Genomic DNA, 17,148 nt, shown 5'->3' with positions numbered 1-17,148 from the left:
AACCAATGGCTTCGCCCCCCTCATCCGGCGCTTTGCGCCACCTTCTCCCCGCTGGGGAGAAGAGGGATTGGCTGCCGTGCATGAATTCCGTAGCCATTTATCATGCTCCAGAACGCCGCCATTCATATCGGAATCGTTGAAGATGTTTATTTCCGTATGGTGGGAATGATTTCCATTTTGTGATTGTCCGTCGAAAAAATTGGACTACCCTGATCCTCACACGATGGAGGATAAACTCATGGCGAAAATGCGCGCAGTCGATGCGGCGGTTCTGGTTCTGGAGAAGGAAGGCGTCGATTGCGCCTTCGGGGTTCCGGGTGCTGCAATCAATCCCTTTTACTCGGCGCTGAAGGCCCGCGGTTCGGTGCGCCATATCCTGGCGCGGCATGTCGAGGGCGCCTCGCATATGGCGGAAGGATATACCCGCGCCAAGCATGGCAATATCGGCGTCTGCATCGGTACGTCCGGTCCGGCCGGTACCGACATGATCACCGGCCTCTATTCGGCGTCGGCGGACTCGATCCCGATTCTCTGCATTACCGGTCAGGCGCCACGCGCCCGGCTCGACAAGGAAGATTTCCAGGCGGTCGATATCGCCAAGATCGCCGGTCCGCTGACCAAATGGGCTGTCACCGTCATGGAGCCGGCGCTGGTGCCGTTCGTCTTCCAGAAGGCGTTCCACCTGATGCGCTCCGGCCGTCCCGGTCCGGTCCTCATCGACCTGCCGGTCGATGTGCAGCTGGCCGAAATCGAGTTCGACATCGACACCTACGCGCCGCTTGAAACCTACAAGCCATCCGCGACACGGGCGCAGGCCGAAAAGGCGATCGCGATGCTGAACGAAGCAGAGCGGCCGCTGATCGTCGCCGGTGGCGGCATCATCAATGCCGACGCGTCCGACCTGCTCACCGAATTCGCCGAGATTACCGGCATTCCGGTCATCCCGACGCTGATGGGTTGGGGCACGATCCCTGACGATCATCCGCTGATGGCTGGCATGTGCGGGCTGCAGACATCGCATCGCTATGGCAATGCCAATCTGCTCGCCTCCGACTTCGTGCTCGGTGTCGGCAACCGCTGGGCCAATCGCCACACCGGCAATGTGCCGACCTATACCGAAGGGCGCAAGTTCGTCCATGTCGATATCGAGCCGACCCAGATCGGCCGCGTTTTCGCACCGGACTTCGGCATCGTTTCGGATGCGGGCGCAGCCCTAAAACTGTTCCTCGATGTTGCGACCGAATGGAAGACGGCGGGCAAGCTGAAGGACTGGTCGGGCTGGGCCGAAGAATGCCGCGAGCGCAAGCGGACGATGCTGCGCAAGACGCATTTCGACCAGACGCCGCTGAAGCCGCAGCGCGTCTACGAGGAGATGAACAAGGCATTCGGCCGCGACACCTGCTACGTCTCGACCATCGGTCTCAGCCAGATCGCCGGTGCGCAGTTCCTGCATGTCTATCGCCCACGCAACTGGATCAATTGCGGCCAGGCAGGCCCGCTCGGCTGGACGTTGCCGGCAGCGCTCGGCGTGCGTGCCGCCGATCCGGAGCGGAAGATCGTGGCGCTTTCGGGTGACTACGATTTCCAGTTCATGATCGAGGAACTGGCTGTCGGCGCCCAGCACAAGCTGCCTTACCTGCACGTGGTGGTGAACAACTCCTATCTCGGCCTGATCCGCCAGGCGCAGCGCGGGCTGAACATGGATTTCGAGGTCAGTCTCGCCTTCGACAACATCAACCATTCCGGCGATGCCGAGAAGGGCTACGGCGTCGATCACGTGGCGGTGGCCGAAGGCCTCGGCTGCAAAGGGATCCGGGTCCGCAGCCCGAACGAGTTCCAGGAGGCTTTTGCCAAGGCACAGGCGCTGATGGACGAACATCAGGTGCCTGTTGTCGTCGAGTTCATTCTCGAGCGCGTCACCAATATCTCGATGGGCGCCGACATCAACGCTGTCGTTGAATTCGAGGAACTGGCCGAACGCGGCGAGGACGCCCCGACGGCGATCATGGCGCTGCTCGACTGATCAGAGAACGGAGGATTTTCTCATGCCAAAATTTGCGGCAAACCTGACAATGCTTTTCAACGAGGTACCGTTCCTCGACCGGTTCGCGCTGGCTGCCAAGGCCGGGTTCGACGCTGTGGAATATCTCTTCCCCTACGATTTCGACGCCAAGGCGCTGAAAGCGGCGCTGGAGGTCAACGGCCTGACCCAGGTGCTGCATAACCTGCCGGCCGGAAACTGGGCCGGTGGCGAGCGCGGCATCGCCGTGCTGCCTGACCGGGTCGATGAATTCCGCCGCGGCGTGGCTTCGGCGATCGACTATGCAACCGCGCTCGGGTGCACCCAGATCAACTGCCTCTCCGGCATTGCGCCGGTCGGCGTATCGGACGACGTGCTCCGGGCGACCTTCGTCGCCAACCTGCGGCTGGCTGCTGGCGAACTGAAGAAGCACGGCATCCGGCTGTTGATCGAGCCGATCAACCGGTTCGATATTCCGGGCTTCTACCTCAACACCGTGGAGCAGGCAGCCTCGATCATCAAGGAAGTCGGCAGCGACAACCTGTTCATCCAGTACGACCTCTACCATCAGCAGCGCACCGAGGGCGAGCTGATCGGTACGTTCAAGAAATACCAGGCGCAGATCGCCCATATCCAGCTGGCCGACAATCCCGGCCGTAACGAACCGGGCACCGGCGAGATCAACTATCCCTTCGTCTTCGAGGCGCTGGATACGGCTGGCTATGACGGCTGCATCGGCTGCGAATACAAGCCGCGCACCACGACATCCGAAGGGCTCGGCTGGTTTACCGAGACGAACCGCCAGTCACATGGCGCAGACATCATCAAGATCAGGAGTTAAGCATCATGGCCACAATCGGCTTTATCGGACTGGGTATCATGGGCACGCCGATGGCGCGCCACCTGCAGGATGCCGGCCACACCGTCGTTACCTCGACATTCCATATCCCGCCGAAGCCGGAATTGATCGACAACGGCCTGAAGTTCGTCGAAACACCGAAGGCGCTGGCCGAGAAGGTCGACATCACCATCTTGATGCTGCCGGACACGCCGGAAGTCAAGGACGTTCTGTTCGGCGAAAACGGCGTTTTCTTTGGCCTGTCGGCGGGCAAGCTGGTGATCGACATGAGCTCGATCTCGCCGATCGAGACGAAGGAATTTGCCAAGAAGGTCCGCGAAACGGGTGCCGAATATATCGATGCCCCGGTGTCCGGCGGCGAGGTCGGCGCCAAGAACGCGTCGCTGTCGATCATGGCCGGTGGTGCGCAGGCAAGTTTTGACCGGGCGCTGCCGCTGCTCAAGCTGATGGGCAAGAACATCACGCTGGTCGGCGACTGCGGCGACGGCCAGGTGACCAAGGTTGCCAACCAGATCATCGTTGCACTCACCATCGAAGCTGTCGCGGAAGCGCTGGTTTTCGCCTCCAAGGCCGGTGCCGATCCGGCACGGGTCCGCGAAGCCCTGATGGGCGGCTTTGCTTCGTCGCGCATTCTGGAAGTGCATGGCGACCGCATGGTCAAGCGCACTTTTGATCCGGGTTTCCGCATCTCGCTGCACCAGAAGGATCTGAACCTCGCCCTTCAGGGCGCAAAGGCCATCGGTGTTTCTCTGCCGAACACGGCGGCGACGCAGGAGCTGTTCAACAGCTGCGCGGCCCACGGCGATGCCGGGCTCGATCACTCGGGTCTCGTCACGGCGCTTGAACGCATGGCCAACCACGCGGTCGCCTGACGACAAGGACCGGGCAGCCAGGAGGAGGGCTGCCCGGTCTTTTCATGAATGAGGATAAAAGACATGGCCGTGATCGCCGACCCGAAAGCCTTTCTGGAAACGCTGTTTCATACGGCGGTCGCTGCCGCCGACCCGGAAAAGGTGCTCGCCGCCAATCTGCCGGAAAAACCCAAGGGCCGCACGGTGGTGATTGGCGCCGGCAAGGGGGCTGCCCAGATGGCGCAGGTGTTCGAGCGGCTGTGGGATGGACCGCTCACCGGTGCTGTCGTGACGCGCTACGGCTATGGTGCGCGCTGCGAGCGGATCGAGGTGTTGGAGGCATCGCATCCGCTGCCGGACGGGAACGGGCTGAAGGCATCGCGCCGGTTGCTGGAGGAGGTCAGTGGCCTCACCGACGACGACCTCGTTGTGGCGCTGATCTGCGGTGGCGGCTCGGCGCTATTGCCGTTACCGGCTGGTGATCTGACGCTGGACGACGAGATCGCCGTCAACCGGGCGCTTCTGGCATCCGGCGCGCCGATCAGCGCGATGAATGCGATCCGCAAGCATGTTTCCGGCATCAAGGGCGGACGGCTGGCTGCTGCGGCCTGGCCTGCGAAGGTCGTGTCGCTGGTGGTCTCGGACATTCCCGGCGACGATCCGGCGCTGGTCGCTTCGGGGCCGACCATCCCGGACAAAAGCACGCGCGACGATGCCTTGCGCCTTATCGAACGCTATCGCCTGGAATTGCCGGAAAAGGTGATGGCGTATATCCGCAGCGATGCGTCTGAAGCTCCCAACCCGGCCGACCAAACGTTTCGCCGCAACGCGGTCCGGCTTGTCGCTTCGGCTGCGGTTTCGCTGGAGGCTGCGGCCGAAACGGCACGGGCGGCGGGTGTCGAGGCCGTGATCCTGTCCGATGCCATCGAAGGCGAGGCACGGGAGGTCGGGCGCGTGCATGCGGCGATTGCCCGCGAGGTTGCCGTTCGAAACCGGCCTTTTCAAAAGCCGGTGGTCATTCTCTCCGGCGGCGAGACGACAGTGACGATCCGGGGCAAGGGCAAGGGTGGGCGCAACAGCGAATTTCTTCTGTCGGCGGCACTCGGGATCGATGGTGCCGATGGTATTTCGGCGCTAGCCGCCGATACCGATGGTATCGATGGGTCGGAGGACAATGCCGGGGCGTTTGCGGACGACACGAGTGTGTCGCGGCTTGCAAGGGCCGGTGTCGACGGAGCGGCTTTACTCGACCGCAACGACGCCTGGACCGCATTCGATGCGGTCGGTGACATTTTCAAGCCGGGACCGACAGGGACCAACGTCAATGATTTTCGGGCGATTCTGGTGCAGTAGGCCTGCATCGTCTGCTTGCGCAACTGACTTGATGACGGGGGGATGAATGGCTCTGCCGCCACGCATCGACTCCGCGAAGGATTCGGAACCAAATGCCTTGATCGGCAGTTAATTTCCTCATGGTTCAACGCAGGAGGATGACGGCAATGCTGAAATCATTGTCTCCCGCAATCTCCGGTATCGAAATCGATCCGCAGCAGGGCGGAATGAGTCTGGCCGATTTCGAATGGCGCTACCGCGTGGTGATCATTTTCCCGGATGACAGTCATATCGATGCGGCGCGGCAGGCAAACCAGCTGCTTGCCCAGGCCGAGGGGCTGCGCGAAAGAGATATCATCGTGCTGGAGGTCGGTCGCAATGACGTCAAGGCGTTGTTCGGACCGGAATACGACCTCAATTGCTACGCCATCCGCTCCGATCTGGACGTCACGAACGGCTTCTTTGCAATGATGCTGGTCAGCAAGGATGGTGCGGTGACGTTCCGCACCGACGAGGTGGTGCCGGCAGCGGTGCTGTTTGCGTTGATCGATCAGTTGCCGGCAACGCAGACCAAACGCTCCAACTGAAATCGGCGATGCTTAAACTTGGCTTTTCAGCCATTGATTGATCCCCGCCGCCGCCGCCCGGCCGGTGGCGAAACAGGCGGTGAGCAGGTAACCGCCTGTTGGGGCTTCCCAATCCAGCATTTCTCCGGCGGCGAAGACGCCAGGCAAGGCTTTCAGCATATAGCGCTCATCGACAGCATCGAAACGGATGCCGCCTGCCGAGGAAATGGCTTCGGCGATGGGACGGGGCCGCGTGACGGGAATGGACAGGGCCTTGATCAGCAGCGCGAGCTGGGCGGGATCGCCGAGCGATTGGGTGCCGAGTTCGCGCACGAGTGCGGCCTTGACGCCTTCCAGGCCAGCGCCCTTGCGCAGGCGGTTGGAAAGGCTGATTTTTCCGTCCTGCCTTGCCAGGTCCCTTTCCAGTCGTTCGACACTGCGGCCGGGGGCAAGATCGACCAGCAGGGTTGCCTTGCTCTGCCGTATCAGCCGCTCCCGCAACGCCGCCGAATGGGCATAGACGAGGCTGCCTTCGATGCCATGGCGGGAGATGACGAATTCGCCGGGGAAGGTGCCTGCATCCGATGTGGTCGTGACGGATTTCAGCGGCGCGCCGGCAAAGCGGTCCTTGAAGACATCGCTCCAATTGACATCGAAGCCGCAATTGGCGGGCTGCAGGTCGGTGATGCCGACGCCTTTGTCTCTCAGCAACGGAAACCAGCTGCCATCGGCGCCGAGGCGCGGCCAGCTGGCGCCACCGAGCGCAAGCAGCGTCGCGTCGCTGTGGATGGTTTTGAGGTCATTCGGGGTTTCGAAGGTGAGGCCGTCATCGGTGAAACCTGTCCAGCGGTGGCGGGTCATCAGCTTGACGCCCTGTGTCTCCAGCCGCTTCAGCCAGGCCCGCAACAGCGGCGAGGCCTTCATGACGGTTGGAAAGACGCGGCCGGAAGTGCCGGTAAAGGTTTCCGTGCCGAGGCCCGCCGCCCATGCCTGTACGTCGGCGGGGGTGAAAGCATCCAGCGCAGTACGCAGGCGATCCGATGCGGCGCCGAAACGGGTGGCGAAACGCTGATAGTCTTCGGAATGGGTGATGTTGAGACCTGATTTTCCGGCAAGCAGGAACTTGCGGCCGAATGTCGGCATGCCATCATAGACCGTTACGGCATGGCCGGACGACGACAACACCTCCGCCGCCATCAGGCCCGCGGGGCCGCCGCCGATGATCGCGATCTGTTTTGCCGTCATTAGATGCGTCCGCTGCCGTTGTTCCAAGCCCGTCTTGGAGACTACAGGCTTCATGCGCAAGGATAAACGTGATCATTCCGTATTCTGAAGACACGCAGTTATCCGCTCATCGCCGCAACTGCCATCGCAGACGATCCGGTTCGATCGTATTTTTTTACAAATCATGCGCGCAAGCCGCTGTCTTGGTTCGGAAATTGTTTTGCGGCTGTGTTAGTCTCGAAAACTGGTACCGGTGCGGTGGAGAGGAGTCTGCAGCACCGGCGTCTTGCAGCGGCTGCTGTACCGGGAGGAATGCCGATATCCTTGCCCGCCTTTTTTGAGGCCGGTCTCATATCGTCGTCTTCTTTCCGTTCAGGCAGCGCGATCCGGCTGGGAGGAGGCTTGATGTATTCTGGCGGCTTGAATTTTGCCTTGGGCGACGAGATCGAGGCTCTGCGCGACACCGTGCAGCGGTTTGCCAGCGAGCGTATTGCGCCGCAGGCGGCGGATATCGACCGGAGCAACAGTTTTCCGATGCCGCTCTGGCGTGAGCTGGGCGATCTCGGCCTGCTCGGGATCACGGCGGGCGAGGATTATGGCGGCATCGGCCTTGGCTATCTCGCCCATTGCGTGGCGATGGAGGAAATCAGCCGGGCCTCGGCCTCGGTGGCCTTGAGTTATGGTGCCCATTCCAATCTCTGCGTCAACCAGATCAACCGCAACAGCTCAGACGCGCAGAAAGCCCGGTACCTTCCGAAGCTGATTTCCGGCGAACATGTTGGCGCGCTGGCAATGTCCGAGCCGGGGGCAGGCTCCGATGTGGTGTCGATGAAGCTGCGCGCCGACAAGCGCGGCGACCGCTACGTGCTCAACGGCAACAAGATGTGGATCACCAATGGTCCTGATGCGGACGTTCTGGTGGTCTACGCCAAGACCGATCCGGATGCCGGGCCGCGCGGCATTACCGCGTTTCTGGTCGAAAAGGGGTTTGCCGGATTTTCGACCGGCCAGAAGCTCGACAAGCTGGGAATGCGCGGCTCCAATACCTGCGAGCTGATCTTCAGCGATTGCGAGGTGCCGGAGGAAAATGTGCTCGGCAGCGTTGGCGGGGGTGTGCGGATTTTGATGTCGGGCCTCGATTACGAGCGTGTCGTCTTGTCGGCCGGGCCGCTCGGCATCATGGCGGCTTGCCTCGACGTCGCGGTCCCCTATTTGCATGAGCGAAAGCAGTTCGGCCAGCCGATCGGCGAATTTCAGCTGATGCAGGGCAAGATCGCCGACATGTATGTGACGCTGAACGCAGCACGCGCCTATGTCTATGCCGTCGCCGCCGCCTGCGACAGGGGCGAGACGACACGCAAGGATGCGGCCGGGTGCATTCTCTACGCGGCGGAACGGGCAACCGCCCTGGCGCTGGAGACGATCCAGGTGCTGGGTGGCAATGGCTACACCAACGACTATCCGGCCGGGCGGCTGCTGAGGGACGCGAAACTGTACGAGATCGGTGCTGGAACCTCGGAAATACGGCGTATGCTGATCGGCAGGGAGCTTTTCTGCGAGACGGCTTGAACGTGACACTCTGCAGGATGTTTGGTCGGGGGAATGAATGGCCGTTCTGAAATCGCAAATTACCACGTCCTCGGAAACCTTCCGCGCCAACAGCGCTGCGATGGCGGAGGCGATGCGTGTCGTTGAGGAAGCGGCGGCGCTGGCTGCCGGCGGTGGCGGCGAGGTGGCGCGCGAGCGTCATGTCAGCCGTGGCAAGATGCTGCCGCGTGAACGGGTGGCGCAACTGATCGACCCGGCGACGCCCTTTCTGGAAGTGGGCTTGACGGCGGCGCACGGGCTCTACAAGGGCGAGGCGCCGGGGGCGGGGCTGGTCACCGGTATCGGCCGTGTGTCCGGCCATGACTGCATGATCGTCTGCAACGATGCGACGGTCAAAGGCGGCACCTATTATCCGATGACGGTGAAGAAGCATTTGCGGGCACAGGAGATCGCGGCGGAGAATAACCTGCCCTGCATCTATCTGGTCGATTCCGGCGGCGCCAACCTGCCGAACCAGGATGAAGTGTTTCCGGATCGCGATCATTTCGGCCGCATCTTCTATAATCAGGCCAATATGTCGGCCGCGGGCATTCCGCAGATCGCCGTCGTCATGGGCTCCTGCACGGCGGGTGGCGCCTATGTCCCGGCGATGTCGGACGAGGCAATCATCGTCGAGGGGCAGGGGACGATCTTTCTCGCCGGGCCGCCGCTGGTGCGGGCTGCGACGGGCGAGGTGGTGACGTCGGAGGATCTCGGGGGCGGCGATGTGCATACGCGGCTTTCCGGCGTTGCCGATCATCTGGCCCGCGACGATGCGCATGCGCTGGCGCTGGCGCGCCGGGCGGTTGCCAACCTCAACCGCACCTCCATAACCACCGTCGAGCGGCAGGCGCCGGAAGAACCGGTCTACGATCCCGGCGATATCTCCGGTGTCGTTCCCGCCGACCTGCGCACGCCCTATGACATCCGCGAAGTGATCGCCCGGATCGTCGATGGCTCGCGGCTGGACGAGTTCAAGGCGCGCTACGGAACGACGCTGGTCTGCGGTTTTGCCCATATTCACGGAATTCCGGTCGGCATCATCGCCAACAATGGCGTGCTGTTTTCGGAATCGGCACTGAAGGGCACGCATTTCGTCGAGCTGTGCTCGCAGCGGAAGATCCCTTTGATCTTCCTGCAGAACATTACCGGCTTCATGGTCGGGCGCAAATACGAGACGGAGGGCATTGCCAAGCACGGTGCCAAGTTGGTGACGGCGGTGGCGACGACCAGGGTGCCGAAGATCACCATGCTGGTCGGCGGCTCGTTTGGTGCCGGCAATTATGGCATGGGCGGCCGGGCATTTTCACCGCGCTTCCTGTGGACCTGGCCGAACAGCCGGATTTCCGTCATGGGCGGTGAGCAGGCGGCAGGGGTGCTGGCAACGGTACGCGGCGACGCGCTGAAACGTGCGGGCACGCCCTGGACCGAGGAAGACGAGGCGAAGTTCAAGCAGCCGGTGCTGAACCTGTTCGAGACCCAGAGCCACCCGCTTTATGCCTCGGCGCGGCTGTGGGACGACGGCATCATCGACCCGCGCAAAAGCCGCGATGTGCTGGCGCTTTCCCTGTCGGCGGCACTCAATGCGCCGATCGACGATACCTGTTTTGGCCTGTTCAGGATGTGAGGAGAAAGACCATGAAACGTGATGCTTTCAATGCCAAGAACGCCCCTCAGCCACGCGGTGGTTATTCACAGGCTGTCCGGCTTGAGGATTTTCAGCGCCTGCTCTTCGTCAGCGGCCAGATCCCGACGGATTCAGACGACAACGTACCTTCAGGGTTTGAAGCCCAGGCGCGGCAGGTCTGGCTGAATGTCGATGCGCAATTGAAGGCCGCCGGGATGAGCAAGGCGGATATCGTCAAGGTGACGGCCTATCTCGCTGACCGGCATCACACCATGGCCAATCGTGAAATCCGCAGCGAATATCTGGGCAGCCTGACGCCGGCGATGACAGTGGTAATCGCCGGTATTTTTGACGGGGCCTGGCTTCTCGAGGTCGAAGTCATCGCCGCGCAATAGACCGGGATAGAGTAATGTTTTCCAAGATACTCGTTGCCAATCGTGGTGAAATCGCCTGCCGGATTATTCGCACGGCGCGGCGGCTCGGTATTCGGACGGTCGCGGTATTTTCCGATGCGGATGCCGGTGCGCTGCATGTCGAACTGGCGGACGAAGCCTTTCGCATCGGCGCTGCGGCGGCGAGCGAAAGCTACCTGAACGCCGGACGGATCATTGCGGCTGCCGAGCGCGCGGGCGCGCAGGCGATCCACCCCGGTTACGGGTTCCTGTCGGAGAATGCCGAGTTTGCCGAGGCTGTCGAGGCGGCGGGCATGGCCTTTATCGGACCCTCGGCCGCAGCCATTCGCGCCATGGGCCTGAAGGATGCGGCAAAGGCGCTGATGGAGCAATCCGGCGTGCCGGTGGTTCCGGGCTATCACGGCGACAATCAGGATGCCGCATTTCTTGCCGAACAGGCGATCGATATCGGCTTTCCGGTGCTGATCAAGGCACGGGCGGGCGGTGGCGGCAAGGGCATGCGCCGCGTCGACCGGGCCGAGGATTTCGGTGCTTCGCTCGAAGCAGCGCGGCGGGAGGCGGAGGCGGCCTTCGGCGACGGCGCCGTGCTGATCGAAAAATACCTGATGAAACCACGCCATATCGAGATTCAGGTCTTCGGCGACCGGCATGGCAATGCGGTGCATCTTTTCGAGCGCGATTGCTCGTTGCAGCGGCGACACCAGAAGGTCATCGAGGAAGCACCGGCGCCGGGCATGACGGCGGAAATGCGCCGGGCGATGGGCGAGGCGGCCGTACGGGCGGCGCGCGCCATCGATTATTGCGGCGCCGGCACGGTCGAGTTCATCGCCGATGTTTCCGACGGGCTCTGGCCCGACCGGTTCTTCTTCATGGAAATGAACACGCGGCTGCAGGTCGAGCATCCGGTGACGGAGGCAATCACCGGTATCGATCTGGTCGAGTGGCAATTGCGGGTGGCCAATGGCGAGCCCTTGCCGTTGAAGCAATCGGAACTGTCGATCGACGGCTGGGCCTTCGAGGCGCGAGTCTATGCGGAAGATCCCGCGCGCGGTTTTTTGCCATCGACCGGCACGCTATCGCATGTCGGGTTTCCGGCTGATGGTGTGCGGGTCGATGCCGGGGTGCGCCAAGGTGACCGGATCAGCCCATTCTACGATCCGATGATTGCCAAGCTGATCGTCCACGGATCGACGCGGGCTGCGGCGTTGGCCAGGCTTACCGGGGCTTTGGCGGCGAGCCATATCGGCGGCGTCGCCAACAATCTTGAATTTCTGACGCGCTTGAGCCAGCAGCCGGATTTTGCCGCCGGGCATCCCGACACGGGCCTGATCGACCGGGAAGTTGCTGCATTGACGGTGACCGAAGCGCCGGATGAAACGGCGCTGGCGCTCGCAGCAGTTTTGTCGCTCGGCACGCTGCAGCTGCCGTCGGCCGATGATCCCTGGCGGTCGCTCGGCCACTGGCAGGTCTGGGGGCAGGCGACGCGCACGGTGACGCTGGATCATGCCGGCGAGCGGCATATGCTGCGCGTGGCGGCGCGTGGTCTCGACCTGTTTGCCGTGCATGGCAACAGCCGGGTCATTCCCGTCCGGATTTCCGGCCGGTTCGACGGCGGTTGCCTTGTCGAGGCTGATGGGCGCCAGAGCCGTTTGCAGCGGCTTGAAATCGCAAAAGGGTTTACGCTTCTCGTCGATGGCCGTGCCTTTGATTTCCACGTTCCCGATCCGCTGGATGGCGAGGCGGAAAGCGCTGAAGGTAGCGACCGTTTGACGGCGCCGATGCCGGGGCTGATCAAGCTGGTGCGGGTGAAGGAAGGCGATACGGTGTCGAAAGGCGGTCCGCTTGTTGTCATGGAAGCGATGAAAATGGAGCTGACGCTTTCGGCCAGCCGGGACGGCGTCATTGAAAACCTGTTTGTTGCCGAGGGTGACCAGACTGTCGATGGAGCGGTTCTGCTTACGCTGAAGCCGCAGGAGGCGTGATGTCTTTCTTGGATCCGGATGCCGCCGCAAGCCGCGTGTCCATCGTCGAGATGGCACCGCGTGACGGCCTGCAGAACGAGAAGGTGCTGATCGAAACCAGGGACAAGATCAGGCTCACCGACATGCTGTCGGGTTGTGGTTTCGAGCGGATCGAGGTGACGAGTTTCGTCAGCTCGAAATGGGTGCCGCAACTGGCCGATGCCGCCGAGGTCATGGCGGGGATCGCCCGGCCGCCGGGCGTGCGGTACGCCGTGCTGACGCCCAATATGAAGGGTTTCGAGGCTGCGCTTGCGGCAGGTGCGGACGAGGTGGCGATCTTCGCCTCGGCCTCCGAAGGATTTTCGCAGCACAATATCAATTGCTCGATTGCCGAAAGTATCGAGCGGTTTCGTCCGGTGGCGGAGGCGGCCCGCAAAGAGGGAATTGCAGTGCGCGGTTATGTCAGCTGCGTGGTCGAATGCCCCTATGATGGCGTTGTGGCGCCCGAAAGCGCTGCTGGTGTCGCGGCGCAGCTGCTGGGGCTTGGCTGCTATGAAATCAGCCTTGGCGATACGATCGGCCGTGGCACGCCGGAGGCGGTGGACCGCATGCTGGCTGTCGTGCTTGAGGGTATTCCCGCCCAAAAACTCGCCGGACATTTTCACGACACGTCGGGCCGGGCGCTCGACAACATCGGCGTGGCGCTGGATCGCGGTCTCAGGGTGTTCGATGCGTCCGTTGGCGGGCTCGGCGGCTGTCCCTATGCGCCGGGCGCCAAGGGCAATGTCGATACGCTGCTGGTGGACCGCTATGTGAAGAGCCGCGGATTTGTCACCGGACTTGATGAAGACGCGCTTGAGGCCGCGTCTCTCTTCGCGCGCAGTTTGAGGAGTGCGGCATGACCTATGAGACCATCCGCATCGAGGTTGACGGCCGGGGTGTGGCGCGGTTGGCGCTTGCGCGTCCCGACAAACACAATGCTTTGTCCGGTACTATGATCGGCGAATTGACCACTGTGGCAAGATTGCTGGGCTCAGATGCTGCCGTTCGGGCCATTGTATTGTCGGCGGACGGCGCAAGCTTTTGCGCCGGTGGCGATCTCGGCTGGATGAAGGCGCAGATCGAGGCGGACCGGGCGGCGCGCATCAAGGAGGCCACGCGGCTGGCCTTGATGTTCAAAGCGCTGAACGATCTGGAGAAACCGCTCATTGCTCGCGTGCAGGGCAATGCGTTTGGCGGCGGCATCGGCTTGTTGTGTATTGCGGACGTGGCTGTTGCGGCCGAGACGGCCAAGTTCGGATTGACGGAAACCCGGCTGGGGCTGATCCCGGCAACGATCAGTCCCTATGTGGTGGCGCGGATCGGCGAGGGGCGGGCGCGGCCCTTATTCATGTCCGGCAGGATTTTTGACGCTCAGGAAGCGCAACCCGCAGGCCTTTTGACGCGCGTGGTGCCGCCAAGTGATCTCGATGCGGCGATCGAAGCGGAAGTGGTGCCCTATCTGCAGGTTGCGCCCGGCGCAGTTGGCCAATCCAAGGCGCTGGCGCGGTCGTTGGGCATGCCGATTAATGAAGCGGTCATCGAAGCGACCATCGAGCGGCTGGCCGATGTCTGGGAAACGGACGAGGCGCGGGAAGGGATTTCGGCCTTTCTGGAAAAGCGCGAGCCATGGTGGCGGAAACCGGTCTAGCAGTCCTGATTGACGGTTGCGCTTGAAATGCGCATGGTTTGAGCATATTTTGATCTTGTAGTTATCAATATGTGTTAGGAAAGTGTCATGACAGCTCTGAGCTTCGATATGACGGCAAGCCGGTTCGGCGACGGTCAATCACCGTTCCTTTCGGCTGAGCGGGTCTCCAAGCAGCTCGGTGTAACCCTGTCCGAGCTTGCCCGGCTGATTGGTGTTGCCCGCAATACGCTGACGGCGAAATCCGGCGCACGCAAGGTGGATCATGCCTTGAGCCATGTCGTGCGCATCCTTGCCATGGCGAGCGAAATGGCTGGTGACGAAAACCGCGCCACCATCTGGTTCAAGCATCAGCCGATTCCTGGATGGGCGGGCAAGACCGCCTATGATCTGGTGAGCGAGGGCAAGTCGGACAAGGTGCTGGCTTATCTCGAGGCGGTCCGATCCGGCGTCTATGCCTGACAGAACCAGAAACACGCTGACGCTGTGGCGCGCCTTCGTGCCGCAATGGGCTTTTGCGCCGCTGTCCGGCGAGGGGGCGGCGCGCTTCGGCGGCCGTTGGAACCCGGTGGGAGCGGCGACGGTCTATGCGGCACGTGAACTTTCAACCGCCTGGGCAGAATACAATCAGGGTTTTGTCCAGCACCCGGCGCTGATCGCGCAGCTGGATCTCAAGGATGCCGCACTGGCCGACCTGACGGATTTGGACGTTTTGTCCGGCCTTGCCGTTCCGGAGGACATCCACCAGTGCGAATGGCGGATGCTGCTGGACGAAGGCAAGGTGCCGCAGACGCACCTATTGCGCCAGCGGCTGCTGGCCGAGGGTTTCGACGGTGTCGTCTATCCCTCCTTCATGTCGCCGGGCGGAACCTGCGTGGCGTTGTGGCGGTGGAATGCCAAGGGCGCGCCGCGGCTCGATGTCGTTGATCCGGATGGCCGCTTGCCGAAGACGCCGGCGTCGTGGGTGTGATGCGGATGTCGTTATCTAGGGCAGATTAAGGATGAAAGCCACAGCCGATGCAGCTGGGAACGAACGATTTCCCCAAAATAGTCTACAAAATAAATAAACATAATTATCTAAGTCGCGCGTGACGCTGTAACTTCTCTCTGCCTTTGGGGGGAACAGCCGCGCATGTCGAAGACGCCATCCTATACAATCAAAATTCCGCGCCGCCGCATGGAATGGCCGACCATCATTCTTGCTATCGCGATCTACGGCGGATTTCTGGCGCTGACATTCTGGTGGCAATCGCTGCCTGTTGTTGTCGTTGCGCTGGTGGGCGGCTGGTTGATTGCCTGGCAGGGATCGCTGCAGCACGAGGTCATCCATGGGCACCCGACAGAAAATCAGCGCGTCAACGATGCCATCGGTTCGATCCCGCTGTCGCTCTGGCTGCCCTATCCGATCTATCGTGAAAGCCACCTGGAGCATCATCGCGACGAACATCTGACCGATCCGATCGAGGATCCGGAATCCTCCTATTTCACCGTTGCCGCCTGGGAGCGGCTGGGGCGGGCGGGCAAGCAACTCGCCCGCTGGAACACGACGCTACTCGGGCGGCTGACCATCGGACCCGCTGTCATGCTGGCGAGTTTCCTGGCGCGGGAGGCGCGGCTGCTGAGGGCCGGCGAACCCGGCCGGGCGCATGTCTGGGCGGTGCATATGCTCTGTGTCGCAGCGGTGCTGTTGTGGGTCACGGTGATCTGCGGCATGCCGTTCTGGCTCTATTTCTTCGGCTTCGTCTATTTTGGCGGGGCGCTGACGCGGCTGCGCTCCTATGCCGAGCACCGCTATGCCGAACGGCACGAGGAGCGCACGGCGATCGTCGAGAACAGCCACCTGTTCGGGCTGCTGTTTCTCTATAACAACCTGCATGTGCTGCATCATCTGAAGCCCGGCATTTCCTGGTACCGGCTGCCCTCGGTCTACCGCCGCAACCGGGAGGCCCTTATCGATACCAATGGCGGGCTGGTCTATAACAGCTACTGGGACGTTGCCCGGCGATTTTTCCTGAAGCCGCATGACGAGATCACCCATCCGAACCATTCCGGATGAACGTGCCGCCGCGTCAAAATCTGGTGATACGGCGCGGGCCGATTGTGCAATAAACGTAAGGTGCTGCAGTGATATTTGCGCATCATGAATGAAGCGCGTTACTTTAGTGCGTTTATCCTTTGTGAAAGCCTCTGAATGCGTCTTGCCAGCCTTGCCATGTATGCCAGTCCGTCGCCGCTTGCGGAGGCCACGGCAAAACTGTGGGATTTTCTCAGCGAAGCATTGAAGCGGGCAGGGTTGGATGAGATGCCGGCCAGGCTGGACGATGCCGAGGACTATCATCAGGCCTGGACGCGGCCGGATCTGCTGCTCGCCCAGACCTGCGGCTTTCCTTACGTCAAGCATCTGCGCGGCAAGGTGAAGCTGGTGGCGACGCCGGTCTATGGTCATCCGGGCTGCGATGGACCATTGATGCGCAGCTTCATTGTTGTGGCGAAAAACAGTGCTGCTCAATCCCTGGATGACCTCCGTGGTACATGGGCGGCGATCAACCAGCCGGACAGCAATTCCGGCTACAACCTGTTTCGCGCCGCCATTGCGCCGCTGTCACGGTGTGGCCGGTTCTTCGACTCAGTGATCGAAACCTGCAGCCATCGCAACAGTATTGCGGCGATCACCGCGGGCAAGGCGGATGTGGCGGCAATCGACTGCATTACCTATGGCAACGTGCTGCGGTTTGACCCCGAAAGTCTGGGCGGAGTCAGGATTCTCACGCAAACCGTCAGTGGTCCGGGACTGCCGTTGATCACGCGCGGCGATGCCTCGGATGCGGATGTGGATGCGATGAGGCAAGCCTTGCGGCTGGCCATCGCCGAGCCGTCGCTGGAGCCCGTGCGGAATGTGCTTTGCCTCAAGGATTTTGCCGTTCTTTCCGACGCCGACTATGAGCCGCTGGCCGAGCTCGAGCGGCAGGCGCAACGGGTGGGATATCCGGTAATCGCTTGAGTTTAGACGCTTCTGGTCAT

Annotated in this window: 16 protein-coding genes; 15 read left to right on the top strand and 1 reads right to left on the bottom strand. The window is 62.0% G+C overall.

Annotated elements, in window-relative coordinates:
• Nucleotides 1-238: 238 nt before the first annotated feature.
• From gcl to ACSQ3J_RS21015, 5 genes are all read left to right on the top strand, one after another.
• On the top strand, nt 239-2,023 hold the full coding sequence (gene gcl / locus ACSQ3J_RS21035) for a glyoxylate carboligase (RefSeq protein ID WP_436040088.1): 1,785 nt from the start codon (nt 239-241) through the stop codon (nt 2,021-2,023).
• Between the two features lie 22 nt (nt 2,024-2,045).
• The gene (gene hyi / locus ACSQ3J_RS21030) at nt 2,046-2,861 is read left to right on the top strand and encodes a hydroxypyruvate isomerase (protein WP_436040087.1); all 816 of its coding nucleotides are present in this window, start codon (nt 2,046-2,048) and stop codon (nt 2,859-2,861) included.
• Nucleotides 2,862-2,866: 5 nt separating this feature from the next.
• The gene (locus ACSQ3J_RS21025; protein ID WP_436040086.1) at nt 2,867-3,751 is read left to right on the top strand and encodes a 2-hydroxy-3-oxopropionate reductase; all 885 of its coding nucleotides are present in this window, start codon (nt 2,867-2,869) and stop codon (nt 3,749-3,751) included.
• Nucleotides 3,752-3,814: 63 nt separating this feature from the next.
• The gene (locus tag ACSQ3J_RS21020; RefSeq protein ID WP_436040085.1) at nt 3,815-5,083 is read left to right on the top strand and encodes a glycerate kinase type-2 family protein; all 1,269 of its coding nucleotides are present in this window, start codon (nt 3,815-3,817) and stop codon (nt 5,081-5,083) included.
• Nucleotides 5,084-5,229: 146 nt separating this feature from the next.
• Nucleotides 5,230-5,649, top strand: coding sequence for a DUF4174 domain-containing protein (locus ACSQ3J_RS21015; RefSeq protein WP_436040084.1), 420 nt, complete (start codon nt 5,230-5,232; stop codon nt 5,647-5,649).
• Nucleotides 5,650-5,661: 12 nt separating this feature from the next.
• Here ACSQ3J_RS21015 and ACSQ3J_RS21010 read toward each other — a convergent pair whose 3' ends face one another.
• A complete protein-coding gene (locus tag ACSQ3J_RS21010) occupies nt 5,662-6,873 on the bottom strand; it encodes a TIGR03862 family flavoprotein (RefSeq protein WP_436040082.1) in 1,212 nt (403 codons plus the stop codon).
• 384 nt (nt 6,874-7,257) lie between these two features.
• On the opposite strand from ACSQ3J_RS21010, the gene ACSQ3J_RS21005 reads away from it, so the two are divergent.
• From ACSQ3J_RS21005 to ACSQ3J_RS20960, 10 genes are all read left to right on the top strand, one after another.
• Nucleotides 7,258-8,421 (top strand): isovaleryl-CoA dehydrogenase, encoded by a 1,164-nt coding sequence (locus ACSQ3J_RS21005; protein WP_436040080.1) that lies wholly within the window; start codon nt 7,258-7,260, stop codon nt 8,419-8,421.
• Between the two features lie 37 nt (nt 8,422-8,458).
• The gene (locus ACSQ3J_RS21000; protein ID WP_436040079.1) at nt 8,459-10,066 is read left to right on the top strand and encodes a carboxyl transferase domain-containing protein; all 1,608 of its coding nucleotides are present in this window, start codon (nt 8,459-8,461) and stop codon (nt 10,064-10,066) included.
• 11 nt (nt 10,067-10,077) lie between these two features.
• Nucleotides 10,078-10,461 carry a RidA family protein gene (locus tag ACSQ3J_RS20995; RefSeq protein WP_436040078.1) on the top strand — a complete coding sequence of 128 codons (384 nt, stop codon included), beginning with the start codon at nt 10,078-10,080 and terminating at the stop codon, nt 10,459-10,461.
• Nucleotides 10,462-10,475: 14 nt separating this feature from the next.
• Nucleotides 10,476-12,461, top strand: a complete 1,986-nt coding sequence (locus tag ACSQ3J_RS20990) for an acetyl/propionyl/methylcrotonyl-CoA carboxylase subunit alpha (RefSeq protein ID WP_436040076.1) — start codon at nt 10,476-10,478, stop codon at nt 12,459-12,461.
• Complete coding sequence (locus tag ACSQ3J_RS20985; RefSeq protein ID WP_436040075.1) at nt 12,461-13,342, top strand: hydroxymethylglutaryl-CoA lyase; 882 nt, start codon at nt 12,461-12,463, stop codon at nt 13,340-13,342. Before ACSQ3J_RS20990 ends, ACSQ3J_RS20985 begins: the two co-directional genes overlap by 1 nt.
• The gene (locus ACSQ3J_RS20980; RefSeq protein ID WP_436040074.1) at nt 13,339-14,130 is read left to right on the top strand and encodes a crotonase/enoyl-CoA hydratase family protein; all 792 of its coding nucleotides are present in this window, start codon (nt 13,339-13,341) and stop codon (nt 14,128-14,130) included. The genes ACSQ3J_RS20985 and ACSQ3J_RS20980 overlap by 4 nt, the downstream gene beginning before the upstream one ends.
• An 87-nt stretch (nt 14,131-14,217) precedes the next feature.
• A complete protein-coding gene (locus ACSQ3J_RS20975) occupies nt 14,218-14,589 on the top strand; it encodes an antitoxin Xre/MbcA/ParS toxin-binding domain-containing protein (RefSeq protein WP_060506851.1) in 372 nt (123 codons plus the stop codon).
• Nucleotides 14,582-15,097, top strand: a complete 516-nt coding sequence (locus tag ACSQ3J_RS20970; protein ID WP_436040073.1) for an RES family NAD+ phosphorylase — start codon at nt 14,582-14,584, stop codon at nt 15,095-15,097. Before ACSQ3J_RS20975 ends, ACSQ3J_RS20970 begins: the two co-directional genes overlap by 8 nt.
• A gap of 162 nt (nt 15,098-15,259) precedes the next feature.
• Nucleotides 15,260-16,183: a fatty acid desaturase gene (locus ACSQ3J_RS20965; RefSeq protein ID WP_436040072.1), complete on the top strand. Its 924-nt coding sequence runs from the start codon at nt 15,260-15,262 to the stop codon at nt 16,181-16,183.
• A 135-nt stretch (nt 16,184-16,318) separates the two neighbouring features.
• Nucleotides 16,319-17,128 carry a phosphate/phosphite/phosphonate ABC transporter substrate-binding protein gene (locus tag ACSQ3J_RS20960; RefSeq protein ID WP_436040071.1) on the top strand — a complete coding sequence of 270 codons (810 nt, stop codon included), beginning with the start codon at nt 16,319-16,321 and terminating at the stop codon, nt 17,126-17,128.
• Nucleotides 17,129-17,148 lie beyond the last annotated feature (20 nt).

The sequence above is a fragment of the Rhizobium sp. LjRoot98 genome, from assembly GCF_964252935.1.
Taxonomy (GTDB): domain Bacteria; phylum Pseudomonadota; class Alphaproteobacteria; order Rhizobiales; family Rhizobiaceae; genus Pararhizobium.
The sequence above is the reverse complement of the archived record's forward strand: the minus strand, read 5'-3'. Positions and strand labels throughout refer to the sequence as shown.

Excerpts from the sequence above, each read along its gene's own strand:
- gcl (WP_436040088.1), top strand. The coding sequence starts at position 239 with ATGGCGAAAATGCGCGCAGTCGATGCGGCGGTTCTGGTTCTGGAGAAG.
- hyi (WP_436040087.1), top strand. The coding sequence starts at position 2,046 with ATGCCAAAATTTGCGGCAAACCTGACAATGCTTTTCAACGAGGTACCG.
- ACSQ3J_RS21025 (WP_436040086.1), top strand. The coding sequence starts at position 2,867 with ATGGCCACAATCGGCTTTATCGGACTGGGTATCATGGGCACGCCGATG.
- ACSQ3J_RS21020 (WP_436040085.1), top strand. The coding sequence starts at position 3,815 with ATGGCCGTGATCGCCGACCCGAAAGCCTTTCTGGAAACGCTGTTTCAT.
- ACSQ3J_RS21015 (WP_436040084.1), top strand. The coding sequence starts at position 5,230 with ATGCTGAAATCATTGTCTCCCGCAATCTCCGGTATCGAAATCGATCCG.
- ACSQ3J_RS21010 (WP_436040082.1), bottom strand. The coding sequence starts at position 6,873 with ATGACGGCAAAACAGATCGCGATCATCGGCGGCGGCCCCGCGGGCCTG.
- ACSQ3J_RS21005 (WP_436040080.1), top strand. The coding sequence starts at position 7,258 with ATGTATTCTGGCGGCTTGAATTTTGCCTTGGGCGACGAGATCGAGGCT.
- ACSQ3J_RS21000 (WP_436040079.1), top strand. The coding sequence starts at position 8,459 with ATGGCCGTTCTGAAATCGCAAATTACCACGTCCTCGGAAACCTTCCGC.
- ACSQ3J_RS20995 (WP_436040078.1), top strand. The coding sequence starts at position 10,078 with ATGAAACGTGATGCTTTCAATGCCAAGAACGCCCCTCAGCCACGCGGT.
- ACSQ3J_RS20990 (WP_436040076.1), top strand. The coding sequence starts at position 10,476 with ATGTTTTCCAAGATACTCGTTGCCAATCGTGGTGAAATCGCCTGCCGG.
- ACSQ3J_RS20985 (WP_436040075.1), top strand. The coding sequence starts at position 12,461 with ATGTCTTTCTTGGATCCGGATGCCGCCGCAAGCCGCGTGTCCATCGTC.
- ACSQ3J_RS20980 (WP_436040074.1), top strand. The coding sequence starts at position 13,339 with ATGACCTATGAGACCATCCGCATCGAGGTTGACGGCCGGGGTGTGGCG.
- ACSQ3J_RS20975 (WP_060506851.1), top strand. The coding sequence starts at position 14,218 with ATGACAGCTCTGAGCTTCGATATGACGGCAAGCCGGTTCGGCGACGGT.
- ACSQ3J_RS20970 (WP_436040073.1), top strand. The coding sequence starts at position 14,582 with ATGCCTGACAGAACCAGAAACACGCTGACGCTGTGGCGCGCCTTCGTG.
- ACSQ3J_RS20965 (WP_436040072.1), top strand. The coding sequence starts at position 15,260 with ATGTCGAAGACGCCATCCTATACAATCAAAATTCCGCGCCGCCGCATG.
- ACSQ3J_RS20960 (WP_436040071.1), top strand. The coding sequence starts at position 16,319 with ATGCGTCTTGCCAGCCTTGCCATGTATGCCAGTCCGTCGCCGCTTGCG.